Source organism: Streptomyces vastus (genome assembly GCF_039532825.1).
In the GTDB taxonomy this organism is placed as follows: domain Bacteria; phylum Actinomycetota; class Actinomycetes; order Streptomycetales; family Streptomycetaceae; genus Streptomyces; species Streptomyces vastus.
In genome coordinates this window covers 172,906-190,423 of the sequence record NZ_BAAASJ010000043.1, presented here as the reverse complement: position 1 = coordinate 190,423, position 17,518 = coordinate 172,906, and the positions used below count along the sequence as shown (strand labels likewise).

The 17,518-nt window shown below is 69.0% G+C and carries 15 protein-coding genes; 12 read left to right on the top strand and 3 right to left on the bottom strand.

The features are described 5' to 3' along the window. Nucleotides 1–250 precede the first annotated feature (250 nt). The 6 genes from ftsZ (at nt 251) to ABD357_RS22150 (ending at nt 5,274) form a co-directional block, all read left to right on the top strand. The gene (gene ftsZ / locus ABD357_RS22175) at nt 251–1,441 is read left to right on the top strand and encodes a cell division protein FtsZ (protein ID WP_344392291.1); all 1,191 of its coding nucleotides are present in this window, start codon (nt 251–253) and stop codon (nt 1,439–1,441) included. Beyond that, nucleotides 1,438–2,211 (top strand): peptidoglycan editing factor PgeF, encoded by a 774-nt coding sequence (gene pgeF / locus ABD357_RS22170; protein ID WP_344392290.1) that lies wholly within the window; start codon nt 1,438–1,440, stop codon nt 2,209–2,211. The genes ftsZ and pgeF overlap by 4 nt, the downstream gene beginning before the upstream one ends. Before the next feature lie 6 nt (nt 2,212–2,217). Further along, a complete protein-coding gene (locus ABD357_RS22165; RefSeq protein WP_344392289.1) occupies nt 2,218–2,937 on the top strand; it encodes a YggS family pyridoxal phosphate-dependent enzyme in 720 nt (239 codons plus the stop codon). A gap of 129 nt (nt 2,938–3,066) precedes the next feature. Then, a complete protein-coding gene (locus tag ABD357_RS22160) occupies nt 3,067–3,708 on the top strand; it encodes a cell division protein SepF (RefSeq protein ID WP_344392287.1) in 642 nt (213 codons plus the stop codon). 50 nt (nt 3,709–3,758) lie between these two features. Further along, the gene (locus ABD357_RS22155; protein ID WP_033318070.1) at nt 3,759–4,043 is read left to right on the top strand and encodes a YggT family protein; all 285 of its coding nucleotides are present in this window, start codon (nt 3,759–3,761) and stop codon (nt 4,041–4,043) included. Between the two features lie 55 nt (nt 4,044–4,098). Next, nucleotides 4,099–5,274, top strand: coding sequence for a DivIVA domain-containing protein (locus tag ABD357_RS22150; protein WP_344392278.1), 1,176 nt, complete (start codon nt 4,099–4,101; stop codon nt 5,272–5,274). A gap of 188 nt (nt 5,275–5,462) precedes the next feature. Here the strand turns inward: ABD357_RS22150 and ileS are convergent, their stop codons facing one another. Further along, entirely contained in the window at nt 5,463–8,660 is a 3,198-nt protein-coding gene (gene ileS, locus ABD357_RS22145; RefSeq protein WP_344392277.1) for an isoleucine--tRNA ligase, read from the bottom strand. Between the two features lie 612 nt (nt 8,661–9,272). On the opposite strand from ileS, the gene ABD357_RS22140 reads away from it, so the two are divergent. The 5 genes from ABD357_RS22140 to ABD357_RS22120 all read left to right on the top strand — a co-directional run bounded on the left by ABD357_RS22140 (nt 9,273) and on the right by ABD357_RS22120 (nt 13,701). Beyond that, complete coding sequence (locus ABD357_RS22140) at nt 9,273–10,622, top strand: TraR/DksA family transcriptional regulator (RefSeq protein ID WP_344392275.1); 1,350 nt, start codon at nt 9,273–9,275, stop codon at nt 10,620–10,622. 87 nt (nt 10,623–10,709) lie between these two features. Continuing rightward, nucleotides 10,710–11,393, top strand: coding sequence for a signal peptidase II (gene lspA / locus ABD357_RS22135; protein ID WP_344392274.1), 684 nt, complete (start codon nt 10,710–10,712; stop codon nt 11,391–11,393). Nucleotides 11,394–11,471: 78 nt separating this feature from the next. Then, nucleotides 11,472–12,416, top strand: coding sequence for an RluA family pseudouridine synthase (locus ABD357_RS22130; RefSeq protein ID WP_344392273.1), 945 nt, complete (start codon nt 11,472–11,474; stop codon nt 12,414–12,416). Further along, nucleotides 12,413–12,880: a GNAT family N-acetyltransferase gene (locus ABD357_RS22125; RefSeq protein ID WP_344392272.1), complete on the top strand. Its 468-nt coding sequence runs from the start codon at nt 12,413–12,415 to the stop codon at nt 12,878–12,880. The genes ABD357_RS22130 and ABD357_RS22125 overlap by 4 nt, the downstream gene beginning before the upstream one ends. An 80-nt stretch (nt 12,881–12,960) precedes the next feature. Continuing rightward, complete coding sequence (locus ABD357_RS22120; protein ID WP_344392271.1) at nt 12,961–13,701, top strand: SDR family NAD(P)-dependent oxidoreductase; 741 nt, start codon at nt 12,961–12,963, stop codon at nt 13,699–13,701. A gap of 270 nt (nt 13,702–13,971) precedes the next feature. On the opposite strand, the gene ABD357_RS22115 is transcribed toward ABD357_RS22120, so the two are convergent. Then, on the bottom strand, nt 13,972–15,087 hold the full coding sequence (locus ABD357_RS22115) for a mechanosensitive ion channel family protein (protein WP_344392270.1): 1,116 nt from the start codon (nt 15,085–15,087) through the stop codon (nt 13,972–13,974). Between the two features lie 130 nt (nt 15,088–15,217). Between ABD357_RS22115 and ABD357_RS22110 the strand changes: the two genes are divergently transcribed. Next, nucleotides 15,218–15,787 (top strand): dienelactone hydrolase family protein, encoded by a 570-nt coding sequence (locus tag ABD357_RS22110; RefSeq protein WP_344392269.1) that lies wholly within the window; start codon nt 15,218–15,220, stop codon nt 15,785–15,787. 16 nt (nt 15,788–15,803) lie between these two features. On the opposite strand, the gene ABD357_RS22105 is transcribed toward ABD357_RS22110, so the two are convergent. Further along, a complete protein-coding gene (locus ABD357_RS22105) occupies nt 15,804–17,486 on the bottom strand; it encodes an alkaline phosphatase D family protein (protein ID WP_344392268.1) in 1,683 nt (560 codons plus the stop codon). Nucleotides 17,487–17,518: the final 32 nt, after the last annotated feature.

Sequence of the window (17,518 nt, the reverse complement as noted above, 5' to 3'; positions counted from 1 at the left end):
GTTGGGCAGTGCTACGGCTGATCACATAGGGTGAAAAGAAAAACGGGAGGTTCGGCGTGTTCGTTGAACGTGCGCCACTTGTCGACTTAGTGTCCTGTTCGGAAGAGTCCAGGGAACAGACACACTGGTAACCCTAAACTTCAGCGTTAGGGTTCGGGTCGGCGTTCGGACCGTCCCATTCGGCATCAGTCGTCGGATCGCGCGACCACGCGAGGCGGCGACACGTAACTCGAGGCGAGAGGCCTTCGACGTGGCAGCACCGCAGAACTACCTCGCAGTCATCAAAGTCATCGGTGTCGGCGGCGGTGGTGTCAATGCCATCAACCGGATGATCGAGGTCGGTCTCAAGGGCGTCGAGTTCATCGCCATCAACACCGACGCGCAAGCTCTGTTGATGAGCGACGCCGACGTCAAGCTCGACGTTGGCCGTGAACTCACCCGCGGACTCGGCGCCGGAGCCAACCCGGCCGTCGGCCGCAAGGCCGCCGAGGATCACCGTGAGGAGATCGAGGAGGTCCTCAAGGGGGCCGACATGGTCTTCGTGACGGCCGGTGAAGGCGGCGGCACCGGCACCGGCGGCGCGCCCGTCGTGGCCAACATCGCCCGTTCCCTCGGCGCCCTCACCATCGGCGTGGTCACCCGCCCGTTCACATTCGAGGGCCGGCGCCGCGCCAACCAGGCGGAGGACGGCATCGCCGAGCTCCGCGAAGAGGTCGACACCCTCATCGTCATCCCGAACGACCGGCTGCTGTCCATCTCGGACCGCCAGGTCAGCGTGCTCGACGCCTTCAAGTCCGCCGACCAGGTGCTGCTCTCCGGTGTCCAGGGCATCACCGACCTCATCACCACTCCTGGCCTCATCAACCTCGACTTCGCCGACGTCAAGTCCGTGATGTCCGAAGCGGGTTCGGCACTCATGGGTATCGGCTCGGCCCGCGGTGACGACCGTGCGGTGGCCGCCGCCGAGATGGCGATCTCCTCGCCGCTCCTGGAAGCCTCCATCGACGGCGCCCGAGGCGTCCTGCTCTCCATCTCCGGCGGCTCCGACCTCGGCCTGTTCGAGATCAACGAGGCCGCCCAGCTGGTGAGCGAGGCCGCACACCCCGAGGCCAACATCATCTTCGGCGCGGTGATCGACGACGCACTGGGCGACGAGGTCCGGGTCACCGTCATCGCGGCCGGCTTCGACGGCGGACAGCCCCCGTCCAAGCGGGACAACGTCCTCGGCTCCTCCGCCAAGCGCGAGGAGTCCACGCCGGTACGGCCCTCCGAGAGCCGCCCGTCCTTCGGCTCGCTCGGCAGCGTCACGCCGCGCGAGGAGACGCCGGAACCCGCCCCCGAGCCGGTGAACGAACTGCCGGTCGCCCCGCCGGTCCCGCCGTCGCGGACCTACTCCGACAGCGCGGCCGAAGAGCTGGACGTGCCGGACTTCCTCAAGTGATAGGACATCGCTCCGAAACGAGCACAGCGGGCGGCGCGCATTTCGCCTTCACCGACCGGTGGGGCGGGGTGAGCGCCGTTCCGTACGAGGAGCTCAACCTCGGCGGAGCCGTCGGTGACGACCCCGACGCCGTACGCACCAATCGTGAACTGGCCGCCAAGTCACTCGGCCTCGACCCGGCCCGGGTCGTCTGGATGAACCAGGTGCACGGGCGGGACGTAGCGGTGATCGACGAACCCTGGGGAGACCGTCCTGTGCCGGAGGTCGACGCCGTCGTCACCACCCTCCCCCACTCTCGGCTTCGCTCGAGCGGGGGGACCCCCACCTCTCTCGCCCTCGCCGTCCTCACCGCCGACTGCACGCCCGTCCTGCTCGCCGACCCGGTCGCCGAAGTTGTGGCCGCCGCTCACGCGGGACGGCCCGGCATGGTCGCCGGGGTCGTGCCCGCGGCCGTCACGGCGATGGTCGAACTCGGCGCGGAGCCGGGCCGGATCGTCGCCCGCACCGGCCCCGCCGTCTGCGGCCGCTGCTACGAAGTGCCGGACGCGATGCGCGCCGAGGTCGCGGCCGTCGAGCCGGCGGCGTACGCCGAGACCAGTTGGGGAACTCCGGCGGTCGACGTGACCGCGGGAGTGCACGCACAGCTGGAGCGGCTCGGGGTGCGCGACCGGGAGCAGTCGCCGGTGTGCACGCTCGAATCGAGCGACCACTTCTCGTACCGCCGCGATCGCACCACCGGTCGGCTCGCGGGCTATGTGTGGCTGGACTGATGGGTCATGACGGACCGTAAGGCACAACTCGCCAGAAACCTCACGCACGTTGAAGAACGCATCACGGCGGCCTGCGTGGCTGCGGGCCGCAAGCGCGAAGAGGTGACCCTGATCGTGGTCACCAAGACCTACCCCGCGAGCGATGTCCGGACCCTGTCGGAGCTCGGTGTACGTCACGTCGCCGAGAACCGGGACCAGGACGCGGCGCCCAAGGCCGCCGAGTGCTCGGATCTTCCCCTCACCTGGCACTTCGTCGGTCAGTTGCAGACCAACAAGGTGCGTTCCGTGGTCGGTTATGCGGGAATTGTGCAGTCGGTCGACCGGGCCAGGCTCGTTACGGCTCTGTCGAAGGAAGCGGTACGTGCCGGGCGGGAGGTGGGCTGCCTCATCCAGGTCGCGCTCGACGCGGACGAGAGCGGCCGGGGGGTACGCGGGGGCATCGGGCCCGACGGAGTCGAAGAGTTGGGCGAGCTTGTCGCTGAGTCTCCGGGGTTGCGACTTGACGGACTGATGACCGTCGCTCCGCTCACCGGACCCTACGCGGGGCGTGAACGGGCGGCGTTCGAGCGGCTGATGGATTTGTCGACTGACCTGCGCAGGGCTCATCCGACTGCGAACATGGTCTCGGCAGGGATGAGTTCGGACCTCGAACAGGCCGTGGCGGCCGGAGCGACACATGTACGCGTCGGCACCGCGGTACTCGGAGTCCGTCCCGGGCTCGGGTAACGTCGCCAAGAAGTCGGACCACAGCAGAAAATATGGTCATTACCGCCGAAAGCGGGCATAACGACCTCGTGGATCGCGGGCACTTGGCAATAGTCAGCCGATCCACCACAGAGCGGAGGACTCAGAGCAATGGCCGGCGCGATGCGCAAGATGGCGGTCTACCTCGGCCTCGTGGAGGACGATGGGTACGACGGCAGGGGCTTCGACCCCGACGACGACTTCGAGCCCGAGCTTGATCCCGAGCCCGAGCGGGACCGCCGGCGGCATGAGCCGCCCCATCAGGCGCACCAGTCGCATCAGTCCCAACGGGACGAATCGGTACGAGTGGTGCAGCCCCCGGTGCAGCGTGATCCCGTGTCACATTCCGCTTCGCTATCGGCGGAATCCGGACGTCCGGCGCGAATCGCCCCCGTGGCGTCCATCACACAAGAACGTCAAAGCCTGGAGAAGAACGCACCGGTGATCATGCCCAAGGTCGTGTCGGAACGAGAGCCGTACCGGATCACCACGCTGCACCCTCGGACCTACAACGAGGCCCGTACCATCGGGGAACACTTCCGTGAAGGCACCCCGGTGATCATGAACTTGACCGAGATGGATGACACCGACGCCAAGCGACTTGTCGACTTTGCCGCCGGTTTGGTGTTTGGTCTTCATGGGAGTATCGAGAGGGTGACGCAGAAGGTGTTCCTGTTGTCGCCTGCTAACGTCGATGTCACGGCGGAGGACAAGGCCCGCATCGCAGAGGGCGGGTTCTTCAACCAGAGCTGAGACGTAGGACCGGACAGAGCACAGCAACAGGGGAGAGGGAAGCGCGGATCATGAGCGTGGTCTTGGATGTTGTCTACATCGCGCTGATGTGTTTCCTCATCGTGCTGATCTTCCGGCTGGTCATGGACTACGTCTTCCAGTTCGCCCGCTCATGGCAACCCGGCAAGGCGATGGTGGTCGTTCTGGAGGCCACCTACACTGTCACGGATCCACCGCTCAAGCTTCTGCGGCGGTTCATCCCGCCGTTGCGTCTCGGGGGCGTGGCGCTCGACCTGTCCTTCTTCGTACTGATGATCATCGTCTACATCCTGATCTCCGTTGTGAGCCGGCTGTGAACGATACGGTCTTGCCGAACGCCGACGATGCCGACGACTACGTTGAGGTGAAGAGATGCCGTTGACCCCCGAGGACGTGCGGAACAAGCAGTTCACGACCGTCCGCCTCCGAGAAGGCTATGACGAGGACGAGGTCGATGCCTTCCTCGACGAGGTCGAAGCCGAACTGACCCGCCTGCTCCGCGAGAACGAGGACCTGCGCGCCAAGCTGGCCGCCGCCACGCGTGCCGCCGCGCAGAACCAGCAGCAGGGCATGCGCAAGCCGCCCGAACCCCAGGATCAGGGGCAACAGGGGCCGCCGCAGGGCATGCGAGGTCCCGGTTCTCCTGTGCCCGCCGGTATATCGGGCCCGCCGCAGCAGCAGATGGGTGGCCCCATGGGTGGTCCGCCCCAGCTGCCGAGCGGTGCACCGCAGCTGCCCGCGGGCCCCAGCGGGCAGGGCGGTCCGCAGGGTCCCGGCCAGATGGGTCAGGGTCCGATGGGCCAGGGTCAGGGTCAGGGGCCGATGGGCCAGGGTCCCGGCCCGATGCAGGGGCAGCTGCCGCAGCAGATGGGCGGCCCGATGGGCGGTCCCATGGGTGGCCCGATGGGTGGTCCCCCGCAGCAGATGGGCGGCCCCGGCCAGGGCGGCCCCGGTGGCGACAGCGCGGCCCGCGTGCTCTCGCTGGCTCAGCAGACCGCCGACCAGGCGATCGCCGAGGCGCGTTCCGAGGCCAACAAGATCGTCGGTGAGGCGCGCAGCCGTGCCGAGGGTCTGGAGCGGGACGCCCGTGCCAAGGCGGATGCGCTGGAGCGGGACGCGCAGGAGAAGCACCGCGTCGCGATGGGCTCCCTGGAGTCCGCTCGCGCCACGCTGGAGCGCAAGGTCGAGGACCTGCGCGGCTTCGAGCGCGAGTACCGTACGCGGCTGAAGTCCTACCTCGAGTCCCAGCTGCGTCAGCTGGAGACCCAGGCGGACGACTCGCTGGCTCCGCCGCGTCAACCCGCGACCGCCTCGCTGCCGTCGTCGTCGCCGTCCATGGCGCCGGCCGGTGCGAGCGCGCCGTCGTACGGCGGCAACCAGTCGATGGGCGGTGGCCCGGCCCCCGCTGCTCCGTCCTACGGCGGTCAGCAGCAGATGTCGCCGGCCATGACCCAGCCGATGGCGCCGGTGCGGCCGCAGGGCCCGTCGCCGATGGGGCAGGCTCCTTCGCCGATGCGCGGGTTCCTGATTGACGAGGACGACAACTGACGGCCTCTAATACGCCTTAGGCGTCGGCAGCGTTCAGGGCGAGGCCCCCGGATTTCCGGGGGCCTCGCCCTTTGTCTCGCCCTTTTGTGCTGACCTGGCGAGCGTCTGTGCGTGGGTACGCAACGCCGAAGGCCCGGGCCCACCGAGGAAGTTCGGCGGGCCCGGGCCTTTGCGTGTGCTGTGGGTGCTTACGCCTTGCGGAGGCGGAACGTCAGCGACAGCGACTCGTCCGTGAACGGGGTGCCGTAGGTGTCGTCCGCCTCGCCGGAGCTGCTGTGCTCATTAAAGAAGGCCGTCGCCAGTACCTCGTCCGCGATGAGGCCGGAGTGCTCGGTGAGGGCCGCGGTGACCTTCGGGTCCGTGGAGGTCCAGCGCAGGGCGATGCGGTCGGCCACGTCGAGGCCGCTGTTCTTGCGGGCCTCCTGGATCAGGCGGATCGCGTCACGCGCCAGGCCTGCCTGGCGCAGCTCCTCGGTGATCTCCAGGTCGAGGGCGACCGTCGCACCGGAGTCCGAAGCGACGGACCAGCCCTCGCGCGGGGTCTCCGTGATGATGACCTCGTCCGGGGCGAGCGTCACGGTCTCGCCGTCGACTTCGACCGACGCCGTGCCCTCGCGCAGGGCCAGGGACAGAGCGGCCGCGTCCGCGTTGGCGACGGCCTTGGCCACGTCCTGGACGCGCTTGCCGAACCTCTTGCCCAGGGCACGGAAGTTGGCCTTGGCGGTCGTGTCGACCAGCGAGCCGCCCACCTCGCTCAGCGACGCCAGCGAGGAGACGTTCAGCTCCTCCGTGATCTGCGCGTGCAGTTCGGGGTCGAGCGCCTCGAACCCGCTCGCCGCGACCAGCGCGCGCGACAGCGGCTGACGCGTCTTCACGCCCGACTCCGCGCGCGTGGCACGGCCCAGCTCCACAAGACGGCGTACGAGCACCATCTGCTTCGACAGCTCCGGATCGATGACGGACAGATCCGCCTCCGGCCAGGACGACAGATGTACGGACTCGGGGGCGCCCGGAGTCACCGGCACCACCAGGTCCTGCCAGACCCGCTCGGTGATGAACGGGGTCAGCGGGGCCATCAGGCGCGTGACGGTCTCGACGACCTCGTGCAGGGTGCGCAGTGCCGCCTTGTCACCCTGCCAGAAGCGGCGACGGGAGCGGCGTACGTACCAGTTGGACAGGTCGTCGACGAACGCCGACAGGAGCTTTCCGGCGCGCTGCGTGTCGTACGCATCCAGGGACTGGGTCACCTGGTCGGTGAGCGCGTGGAGTTCGGAAAGGAGCCAGCGGTCCAGGACCGGGCGGTCGGCCGGAGCCGGGTCGGCCTCGCTGGGCGCCCAGTCGGATGTACGGGCGTACAGCGCCTGGAAGGCGACCGTGTTCCAGTACGTCAGGAGTGTCTTGCGGACGACTTCCTGGATCGTGCCGTGGCCGACGCGGCGGGCCGCCCAGGGGGAGCCGCCGGCTGCCATGAACCAGCGGACCGCGTCCGCGCCGTGCTGGTCCATGAGCGGGATCGGCGGGAGCATGTTGCCCAAGTGTTTGGACATCTTGCGGCCGTCCTCGGCGAGGATGTGGCCCAGACAGACCACGTTCTCGTAACTGGACTTGTCGAAGACCAGCGTGCCGACCGCCATCAGCGTGTAGAACCAGCCGCGGGTCTGGTCGATGGCCTCGCAGATGAACTGCGCCGGGTAGCGGGCCTCGAAGAGATCCTTGTTCTTGTACGGGTAGCCCCACTGCGCGAACGGCATCGAACCCGAGTCGTACCAGGCGTCGATGACCTCCGGCACGCGAGTGGCCGTCTTTCCGCAGCCGTCCTGGGGGCAGGCGAAGGTCACCTCGTCGATGAACGGGCGGTGCGGATCGAGCGACGCCTGGTCCGCGCCGGTCAGCCGGGTCAGCTCGGCCAGCGAGCCGACACAGGTGAGGTGGTCGTCCTCGCAGCGCCAGATCGGCAGCGGCGTGCCCCAGTAGCGGTTGCGCGACAGGGCCCAGTCGATGTTGTTGTTCAGCCAGTCGCCATAGCGGCCGTGCTTGACCGTCTCCGGGAACCAGTTGGTCTTCTCGTTCTCTTGGAGGAGGCGGTCCTTGACGGCCGTGGTGCGGATGTACCAGGACGGCTGCGCGTAGTAGAGGAGCGCGGTGTGGCAGCGCCAGCAGTGCGGGTAGCTGTGTTCGTACGGGATGTGCCGGAAGAGCCGGCCGCGGGCCTCGAGGTCGGCGACGAGCTTTTCGTCCGCCTTCTTGAAGAAGACGCCGCCTACCAGGGGGACGTCCTCCTCGAACGTGCCGTCCGGACGGACCGGGTTCACCACCGGCAGCCCGTAGGCACGGCACACCTTGAGGTCGTCCTCACCGAAAGCGGGGGACTGGTGGACCAGACCCGTACCGTCCTCGGTCGTGACGTATTCGGCGTTCACCACGAAGTGGGCCTGTTCCCCGGCGGGGCTGTGCCCATTGGTTCCCTCGCTGACGCTCGGGAACTCAACGAGCTCGAACGGACGTTGATAGGTCCAGCGCTCCATCTCGGCGCCGGTGAACGTCCGGCCGGTGGGCTCCCAGCCCTCACCGAGGGCCTTCTCCACGAGGGGCTGCGCGACGACGAGGTTCTCTGTGCCGTTCGTCGCGACCACGTAGGTCACCTCGGGGTGCGCGGCGACGGCCGTGTTGGAGACCAGGGTCCAGGGCGTCGTCGTCCAGACCAGGAGCGCGGCCTCGCCCGCGAGGGGACCAGAGGTGAGCGGGAAACGGACGAACACCGAGGGATCGACGACCGTCTCGTAGCCCTGCGCCAGCTCGTGGTCCGACAGGCCCGTGCCGCAGCGCGGACACCAGGGAGCCACGCGGTGGTCCTGGACCAGCAGGCCCTTGTTGAAGATCTCCTTGAGCGACCACCAGACCGACTCGACATACTCCGGGTCCATCGTGCGGTACGGGTCGCTGAGGTCGGTCCAGTACCCCATGCGGGTCGTGAGCTCTTCAAAGGCGTCGGTGTGGCGGGTTACGGACTCCCGGCACTTGGCGTTGAACTCGGCGATGCCGTACGCCTCGATGTCCTTCTTGCCGTTGAAGCCGAGTTCCTTCTCCACCGCCAGCTCCACCGGCAGGCCGTGGCAGTCCCAGCCGGCCTTGCGGGCCACGTGGTAGCCGCGCATGGTGCGGAAGCGTGGGAAGACGTCCTTGAAGACGCGGGCTTCGATGTGGTGGGTGCCCGGCATGCCGTTGGCCGTGGGCGGGCCCTCGTAGAACACCCACTCCGGGCGGCCCTCGGACTGCTCCAGGCTCTTGGCGAAGATCTTCTGCTCACGCCAGAAGTCGAGCACTGCATGCTCAAGGGCGGGCAGGTCGACCTGGGCGGGCACCTGGCGGTACTGCGTCGGTTTCATCGGCGAGCTTCCTCCGGCGGACTTTCTGCCTTCCGTCGGAGGGACGAGAGTCGTGTTGCCACCTACGCCCTGTGCGGCGCGCTCCCGCGGTACCACCCTCCTTGGCCCTCCGGGGCGCTGTGCTCCGGTGAGCCCCCTCATTGGGGTCGCGATGCCGGGTCTACTGGCCGCGGCTGGTCGCTGCGGCTTTCTTCCGGCGGCTCCGGGGTGATCTTCACGTCGCGCTCGCCCCCGGGCTCGCACCGTCCCCGGGTCGCTCATGGCTGCGTACGTCGCTACTCGTCCCCATCCACGCTTTTCGCTCCGCCCAGTGTACGGCGCCGGACAGACAGCGGCCGACCGGTTTTCCGGGACCCATGGGCAGGGGCTCACTGGGCGTGGGGGAGGCGCATGGACTGACCCGAATGGCCAGGGTCCTGGGTTCGCGTCCCGCTGCGGCCGACTCGGCGGATTACCTGGCGGGGAGCTGGGCACAACGCTTGCAGGCTCGCCACGTGGCACCTGAGAGGCGGGTGAATCGGGCAGCGTGCCCCGTTGCCGCGGGCCAGAAGTCGATTTATCGTCCCAGCACGATTCGCGAACAAGATCACAATATGTGAAGGGGCCGCGGCCATGATGGCGAAGAAGACGGCCGTACCGCAGTCGGCGTCCAGGAGCACCACGGGGGCGGCAGGCGGTGCCGGAGCGGCGGCCAAGGATGTGAACGGCAAGAAGAGCACGCGGGGTGCCGCGAAGCCGGCGAAGCCGGTGAAGACGGTGCGGGGACGCTCCGCTACGGGGGCAGGTGTCGGCTCCCGTGCCGGCGGTGCTGCCGGCGGCGGGAAGCCGGAGGGTACGAAAACGGCTGCTTCGAAGACCGCGGGTACGGAATCGGCCGCTGCGAAGACGGCCGGTTCGGGAGTCGGCGTTTCGAAGAGGGCGGCTTCGAAGGCGGCGGCTACAGGGGCGACCGCCGCTCCCGGCCCTGCCGGGGCGAAAGCGGGCGCTTCGAAGAGGGCGGCTGCCAGGGAGACCGCTACGGGCACGGCTCGTACGAAGACGTCCGCTACGAAAGCGGGCGCTACGAAGACGGCCGCTGCGAAGTCGGCCGCTTCGAAAGAGGCCGCTGGGCAGACGGCGGCTACGAAGTCGGCCGGTGAGAAAACGGCCACCAAGGAGACGGCATCGAAGGTGGCCACCAAGAAGGGGGCCACCAAGAAGGCCGCCGCCGGAGAGGCAGTCACCAGGAAGGCAGAGGCAAGGGCGGGCGCCCCCAAGGGGGAGTCGGACACGAAGGCTGCGGTCAAGAAGACCGCGCTGAAGAAGACCACCGGAGTGGCCACCGAGGCCGCGGCCGGGAAGGCCGGCGGCAAGGAGGTCACCGACAAGGGTGCCGCCGGAAAGAAGCGCAGCGTCACGCGCACACGTACGGCCAAGAAGACGGTCGCCTCCGCGGCCGAGGGTGCGGCCGAGGCCGCGAAGACGACGGGAGCCACGACAGTGGTTGCTAAGAAGACTCCTGGTACGGCCACAGCGGCGGGCAAGGCCACCGCGGTTCCCAAGGCGCGGCTCGCCGCGGTGGAGCCCGGCGAACTCGCCGTACGCCCCGGTGAGGACCCCTGGACCTCGGAAGAGGTCGCTGAGGCACGTGCGGAGCTGCTCGCGGAGGTGGTGCGACTGCGCGCCGAGATCACGAACTCCGAGCAGTCCCTGGCGGGCCTGATGCGCGACTCCGGCGATGGCGCCGGCGACGATCAGGCGGACACCGGCACCAAGAACATCACGCGTGAGCACGAGATGGCGCTCGCGGCCAACGCCCGGGAGATGCTGGAGCAGACCGAGCGCGCCTTGGAGCGCCTGGACGCGGGCACGTACGGCCTCTGCGAGAACTGCGGCAATCCCATCGGCAAGGCACGTATGCAGGCCTTCCCGCGCGCCACCTTGTGCGTCGAGTGCAAGCAGAAGACGGAGCGCCGATACTGAACGCCCGGTGCGCCCGACGAGCTCCTGGGGGCGGGTTACCGTGCCGTACTCTCGTCCTCAGTCAGGCACCTAGGTTGAGGGACACACGTGGCAGAGGCGGAGCGCATCATCGGTACGCCGGATATCCCGGAGGCGGCTGGGGCCGAGCCGGAGCACACCGACAAGAGCGCGGCGTCGGGCGAGCGGTCCGACTCCCCGGGAGCGCGAGAGCCGGCCGAGCCGGCCGAGCCGTCCGGCTCCGGCTCCGGCTCCGAGGAGAAGGCGGAGCAGGCCGAGCGGCCCAGGGGCAAGCGCCGGATCGCCGTGCTGTTCACGGTTGCCGCCCTGGCGTACGCCCTGGACCTGGTCAGCAAGATCATCGTGGTCGCGAAGCTGGAGCACCATGAGCCGATCGAGATCATCGGGGACTGGCTGAGGTTCGAAGCGATCCGCAACGCGGGCGCGGCCTTCGGCTTCGGCGAGGCCTTCACCGTGATCTTCACGGTGATCGCGACGGCCGTGATCGTGGTGATCGCCCGCCTCGCGCGCAAGCTCTACAGCCTGCCCTGGGCGATCGCGCTGGGCCTGCTGCTCGGCGGCGCGCTCGGCAACCTCACCGACCGGATCTTCCGGTCGCCGGGAGTCTTCGAGGGCGCGGTCGTCGACTTCATCGCCCCCAAGGGCTTCGCGGTCTTCAACCTCGCCGACTCGGCGATCGTCTGCGGCGGCATCCTGATCGTGCTGCTGTCGTTCCGCGGCCTCGACCCGGACGGCACTGTCCACAAGAACTGAGCCGCCGGACTGAGCGCGCCCCGTGGCCCGTGCTCCCTCGCCGACGGCGCTGTCAGTCACGTCCGGCATACTCGACGGGTGAGCACAGTTCCCGAGATCCGTACCCTGCCCGTGCCCGACGGCCTGGAGGGCGAGCGCGTCGACGCCGCCATATCACGCATGTTCGGCTTCTCCCGTACGAAGGCGGCGGAGCTGGCCGCGGCAGGCAAGGTGCTGGTCGACGGCACGGTGGTCGGCAAGTCCGAGCGTGTGCAGGGCGGTGCATGGCTGGAGGTCGAGATGCCGCAGGCGCCCGCGCCCGTGCAGATCGTCGCCGAGCCCGTCGAGGGCATGGAGATCGTGCACGACGACGAGGACGTGGTGGTGATCGTCAAGCCCGTCGGGGTCGCCGCGCACCCCAGCCCCGGCTGGTCGGGCCCCACGGTGATCGGCGGGCTCGCGGCTGCCGGGTACCGCATCTCGACCTCGGGCGCCGCCGAGCGCCAGGGCATCGTGCACCGCCTGGACGTGGGCACATCGGGCCTGATGGTGGTGGCCAAGTCGGAGTACGCGTACACGTCGCTCAAGCGCCAGTTCAAGGAGCGCACGGTCGACAAGCGCTACCACGCGCTGGTGCAGGGCCACCCGGATCCGACCAGCGGCACCATCGACGCTCCTATCGGAAGGCACCCGACCCACGACTACAAGTGGGCGGTCACGGCCGAGGGCAAGCCTTCCGTGACGCATTACGACCTGGTCGAGGCGTTCCGCGCGGCTTCGTTGCTCGACGTCAAGCTGGAGACCGGGCGCACGCATCAGATCCGCGTCCACATGGCGGCCCACCGGCATCCGTGCGTGGGCGACCTGACGTACGGCGCGGACCCGACCCTCGCCAAGCGGCTCGGGCTGACCCGGCAGTGGCTGCACGCCGTGCGGCTCGGCTTCGAGCACCCCGGGGACGGGCAGTGGGCCGAGTTCGCCTGCGACTACCCCGCGGACCTGCAGCAGGCGCTGGACCAGGTGCGGGAGGAGACTTACGCATGAGCGAGTCGTACGCGGTGAGGGTGGCCGAGGACCCCGCCGACCGCGAGGCCTGCTTCGCGGTGCGCAAGGAGGTCTTCGTCAGCGAGCAGCAGGTCCCCGAGGACCTGGAGTACGACGCGTACGACGCCGACGCCGTGCATGTCCTCGCCGTCCGCGAGGACGGGGTGCCGATCGGCGCGGGGCGCCTGCTGTACGGCGAGGCTGCGGCCGCCAAGACCGGCGGTGACCCGGGTGTCGGATCCCTGGGGCGGCTCGCCGTCCTGAAGTCCGCGCGCGGGCTCGGTGTCGGCATCGCGCTCGTTCAGGGCATCGAGGACGCGGCACGCGCGCGTGGACTGACGGCGGTCGATCTGCACGCGCAGACGCATGCGCTGGGGTTCTACGAGCGGCTGGGGTATGTGGCGTATGGACCGGAGTATGTCGAAGCGGGGATTCCTCATCAGGCGATGAGGCGCTCTCTTTAGCCGACCTTCAGCCGCCGTCCTGGCTTTGGCTGCCCCCGCTTTGACTGCCGTCGTAGCTGAGGCTTCGTAGGATCGATGTCATGGCGCGCAACGTGGTGATCAGTGGTGGCGGTACGGGGATCGGACTGGCGGCGGCTCGGGCCTTCGCGGCGGACGGGGATCAGGTGCTGCTGCTCGGGCGCCGGGCCGAGGTGCTTGAGAAGGCGGAGGTGCCGGGGGCGCTCACGTACGCGGCCGATCTCAGTGAGGTCGAAGGGGTGCGCGGGGTTGAGCGGTTCGTGGCTGCCGAACTGGGCACCGTCGACGTACTCGTCCACAGCGCGGGTGGGGCCGGGTATCTGGAGCCGAAGGCCGGCAGCGATGATCCGCTGGTGATCGCCGCGCACAACTGGACGCTCAACTTCCGGCTCAACACGCTGACGGCGGCGCTGCTCACCGAGGCGCTGCGGGACCGGCTTGCGTCGCCCGGTGGGCGGGTGCTGTTTCTCAGCTCGATCGCCGCTTACCGGGGGTCCGGGAGCGGGCCGTATGCCGCGTCCAAGGCCGCTCTGCACCCGTACGCCTTTGATCTGGCACGGCAGTTGGGGCCGCGCGGCATCACCGTGAACGTGGTGGCGCCCGGCTATGTCGAGGACACCGGGTTCTTCGGGGAGGCCATGGATGACGCGCGGCGCGAGCGGTTGATCTCGGAGACGTCGACCGGGCGTGCCGGGACGCCCGGGGATATCGCCGCGACGCTCCATTGGCTGGCTTCAGCGGCCGCCGGCCACATCACCGCTCAGGTCATCCAGGTCAATGGCGGGGCGGAACGTGGCCACTGAGCGCTCCGCAGGGTGCGGTTTGAAGCTGCGGGTTCGTTGTGGTTGCTCGCGCCCCGCGGCGGAGCCGCTGATGTCACAGCCTCGCGCCCCCGGGTGGGTGGCGGCCACGGGGCCGGTGGGCAAGTGACCGGAGGGGCCGTTGTGGCTGAAGGCTCCGGGAGCGCCCCGTTAGGGGCGCGGGGAACTGCGCGACCAGCCGCGATGCACTCGCAGCCGGCAACGAACCCAAGCTCTACGAACCCAGACCGCCCAACCGCCGGAGGCAACCCGCTACGGCGTGCGATCCGTCCGCGGTGTGGCGTGGATGCGGCCTCGGTTCATGCGCGGTAGCGAGCCGTCCGGCAGGGAGCGCGGGGGCAGGACTGCGTCGGCTGTGTTGACTCGGGGGAGTGCGTAGGGGTGGTGTTCGGTCAGCCAGCGGAGGAGGTGTTCGCGGACTGTTACGCGGACTGTCCACAGGTCGTCGGGGTCCTTGGCGGTTACCAGGGCGCGCAGCTCCATGGTGGTGGGGGTCGAGTCGGTGACGGTCAGGTCGTAGTGGCGGCCGTCCCACGACGGGCACTCGCGCAAGACGTCGCGGAGCCGTTCGCGCATCGCCTCCAGGGGCGCGCTGTGGTCGACGTGCAGGAAGACCGTGCCGGTCATCTGGACGCCGCCGCGGGACCAGTTCTCGAAGGGCTTGGACGTGAAGTACGAGACCGGCATGGTCATCCGGCGCTCGTCCCAGGTGCGTACGGTCAGGAACGTGAGCGTGATCTCGTCGACCGTGCCCCATTCACCGTCCACCACCACGACGTCGCCGAGCCGCACCATGTCGCCGAATGCGATCTGCAGCCCCGCGAAGAGATTGCTGAGCGTGGACTGCGCGGCGACACCGGCGACGATGCCGAGGATGCCCGCCGAAGCAAGCAGCGAGGCTCCGGCCGCCCGCATCGCGGGGAAGGTGAACAGCATCGCGGCGATCGCCACCACGCCGACGATCGCCGTGACCACGCGCATGATCAGTGACACCTGGGTCCGCACACGGCGGAGCCGGGCCGGATCGCGGTGGGCGGACGCGTAACGGGCGTACGACGTCTCGACGATGGCCGCCGCGATGTGCACCACCAGCCAGGCGGTGGACCCGATGAGCACCAGCGTCAGGGCCCGGCCGATCGCGGAGGAGTAGGACGGGAAGATCCGCGCCTGGTCGTACGAGCCTCTCAGGAAGGCCGTGAGCAGCACGAACTGGAAGGGGATGCGGGCGCGGCGCAGCAGGCCCCACAGCGGGGTCTCGCTGTGTCGTTCGTCGATGCGTCGCATCATCTGGTCCACGGCCCAGCCGATCACCAGGGTGAGGACGACGGAGCCGCCGACAACGATCAGCGGGCGCAGTACGTTCTCCATGCCCTCGACGGTAACCGGCTCCGGCCCGCCATGGACATGCAGGGCCGGTCCCAGTCCCCGTTTTCAGTCCCAGCCCGAGCCCCAGTACCGGTCCGGCGCCGTTGTCGGTGGCGGCTGGCACGATGGGCTCATGGACATCATGCTCTTCCACTCGACCTACGGGCTGCGGCCCGCGGTGCGCGACGCGGCGGACCGGCTGCGCGCGGCGGGCCACGAGGTGTGGACGCCCGACCTCTTCGAGGGGCGGACCTTCGAGACCGTCGAGGAGGGCATGGCCTTCAAGGACGAGATAGGCAAGGACGAGCTGCTCAAGCGCGCGGTCCTGGCCGCCGCACCGTACTCGGAGAGAGGTCTCGTCTACGCCGGGTTCTCCTTCGGCGCCGCGACCGCCCCGACGCTGGCGCTCGGCGACGAGAAGGCGCGTGGGCTCCTGCTGCTGCACGGCACCTCGGACATCGCGGAGAACGCGTCGGTGGACGAGCTGCCTGTCCAGTTGCATGTCGCGGAGCCGGACCCCTTCGAGCCCGACGACTGGCTGACCGCCTGGTATCTCCGGATGGGCAGAACGGGCGCCGAGGTGGAGGTCTACAGATACGCGGGGGCCGGTCACCTCTACACGGATCCCGGCTTGCCGGACTATGACAATGAGGCGGCCGAGGCCACCTGGCGGGTGGCGCTCGGCTTCCTCGACAGCCTCTGATTGAGAGGAGAAGGGATCAGTTCACGGGCGCGTACACCCGCTCGACCTTCTGGGTGCCGTTGCGCGTTCGGTACGAACGGGCCCAGGACGCTGTGGCGTTGGTGTTTGTGCGGTCGGAGAGGACGTAGTAATCCATCTGCGCGCGCTCGGCGGTGAGGTCCAGTACGCCGTAGCCGTGCCGGTCGGTGTCGACCCAGTGGACATGCCGGTTGGCGGCGCGGATCACCGGTGCGGCCACCGCCGAGACGGTGCCTTCGGGGACGTTGACCAGGTCGTCCAGGTTGTCGGAGGTGACGGAGGTGACGACGAACTCGGTGGCGGCGGAGGGGGACAGGGGGTACGTACCGGCATTGAGCGGCACGTCGTTGGCCCAGGCCATATGGATGTCGCCGGTGAGGAAGACGGTGTTGCGGATGGCGTTGTTCCGAAGGTGCGCGAGCAGTTCGCGGCGATCGTCGGTGTAGCCGTCCCACTGGTCGGTGTTGAGGGCGAGGCCCTCCTGCGGCAGGCCCAGCAGCTTGGCGAGCGGTTTCAGGATCTCGGCGGAGAGCGAGCCGATGGCGAACGGCGAGATCATCACCGAGTTGCCGACCAGCCGCCAGGTGGTGTCGGACGCCGTCAACCCCGCCTTCAGCCAGTCAAGTTGGGACCTGCCCGTGAGCGTACGGTTCGGATCGTCGACGCCTCCGTTGCCGACGGACACCTGCTGCGAACGGAAGGACCGCAGGTCGAGCAGCGAGAGATCGGCCAGCTTGCCGAAGCGCAGCCGGCGATAGGTCGTGCCCTCGATCGCCGGGCGGACCGGCATCCACTCGAAGTAGGCCTGTTTGGCCGCCGCTTGGCGGGTCGAATACGTGCCCTCCACGCCCTCGGTGTGGTTCTCGGCGCCTCCCGACCACGCGTCGTTGGCTATCTCGTGGTCGTCCCAGATGGCGATGACGGGGGCTGCCTGATGCAGGGACTGAAGGTCGGGGTCGGACTTGTAACGGCCGTGCCGTGTGCGGTAGTCGGCGAGCGTGAGGATCTCGTGGGCGGGAGCGTGCGGGCGTACGACGGTGCCGCGTGTCCCGTACTCACCCGTGCCGTACTCGTAGATGTAGTCGCCCAGATGCAGCCAGGCGTCCAGGTCGCCGCGTGCGGCCAGGTGCCGGTACGCCGAGAAGTGGCCGGCCTCCCAGTTGGCGCAGGACACCACGCCGAAGCGCATGCCGGGCACGGCTGCGTCGGTGGCCGGGGCGGTGCGGGTGCGGGCGGCCGGAGAGTCGGTGCCGCCGCTGGAGAAGCGGAACCAGTAGGCGGTGGCGGGCTTCAGGCCGCGTATGTCCGCCTTGACGGTGTGGTCGGAGGCGGCGGACGCGGTGGTGGAGCCCTTGGCGACGACGTTCATGAACGCCTTGTCCAGGGCGACGGTCCAACTCACCTCGATGTCCGGGCCGAGCCCCGAGCCGGGCACGGCCTCCGGGCTGGGCGTCACCCGTGTCCACAACAGGATGCCGTCGGGCAGCGGGTCACCGGAGGCGACTCCGTGCAGGAACGCGGGGGCCTCGTCGGCGGCCCGGGCGGGTATCGCGGCGGCGAGAGGGCCCGCGAGCGCGGCGGTCGCGGCCGCCGCCTTGACGACCGTACGGCGGCGCGGGGCGGGCGAGTTGGGGGATTCGAGGGAATTGGGGCTGCTGTGGGATCTGATGCGACTGGTCACAGGCGCTCAGATTACTGATCAGTACATGGCGA

What these genes read in the sequence shown, in the direction of transcription:
- ABD357_RS22165 (WP_344392289.1), top strand. Translation starts at nt 2,218, where the DNA reads ATGACGGACCGTAAGGCACAACTCGCCAGAAACCTCACGCACGTTGAA.
- ABD357_RS22160 (WP_344392287.1), top strand. Translation starts at nt 3,067, where the DNA reads ATGGCCGGCGCGATGCGCAAGATGGCGGTCTACCTCGGCCTCGTGGAG.
- ABD357_RS22155 (WP_033318070.1), top strand. Translation starts at nt 3,759, where the DNA reads ATGAGCGTGGTCTTGGATGTTGTCTACATCGCGCTGATGTGTTTCCTC.
- ABD357_RS22150 (WP_344392278.1), top strand. Translation starts at nt 4,099, where the DNA reads ATGCCGTTGACCCCCGAGGACGTGCGGAACAAGCAGTTCACGACCGTC.
- ileS (WP_344392277.1), bottom strand. Translation starts at nt 8,660, where the DNA reads ATGAAACCGACGCAGTACCGCCAGGTGCCCGCCCAGGTCGACCTGCCC.
- ABD357_RS22140 (WP_344392275.1), top strand. Translation starts at nt 9,273, where the DNA reads ATGATGGCGAAGAAGACGGCCGTACCGCAGTCGGCGTCCAGGAGCACC.
- ABD357_RS22125 (WP_344392272.1), top strand. Translation starts at nt 12,413, where the DNA reads ATGAGCGAGTCGTACGCGGTGAGGGTGGCCGAGGACCCCGCCGACCGC.
- ABD357_RS22120 (WP_344392271.1), top strand. Translation starts at nt 12,961, where the DNA reads ATGGCGCGCAACGTGGTGATCAGTGGTGGCGGTACGGGGATCGGACTG.
- ABD357_RS22115 (WP_344392270.1), bottom strand. Translation starts at nt 15,087, where the DNA reads ATGGAGAACGTACTGCGCCCGCTGATCGTTGTCGGCGGCTCCGTCGTC.
- ABD357_RS22110 (WP_344392269.1), top strand. Translation starts at nt 15,218, where the DNA reads ATGGACATCATGCTCTTCCACTCGACCTACGGGCTGCGGCCCGCGGTG.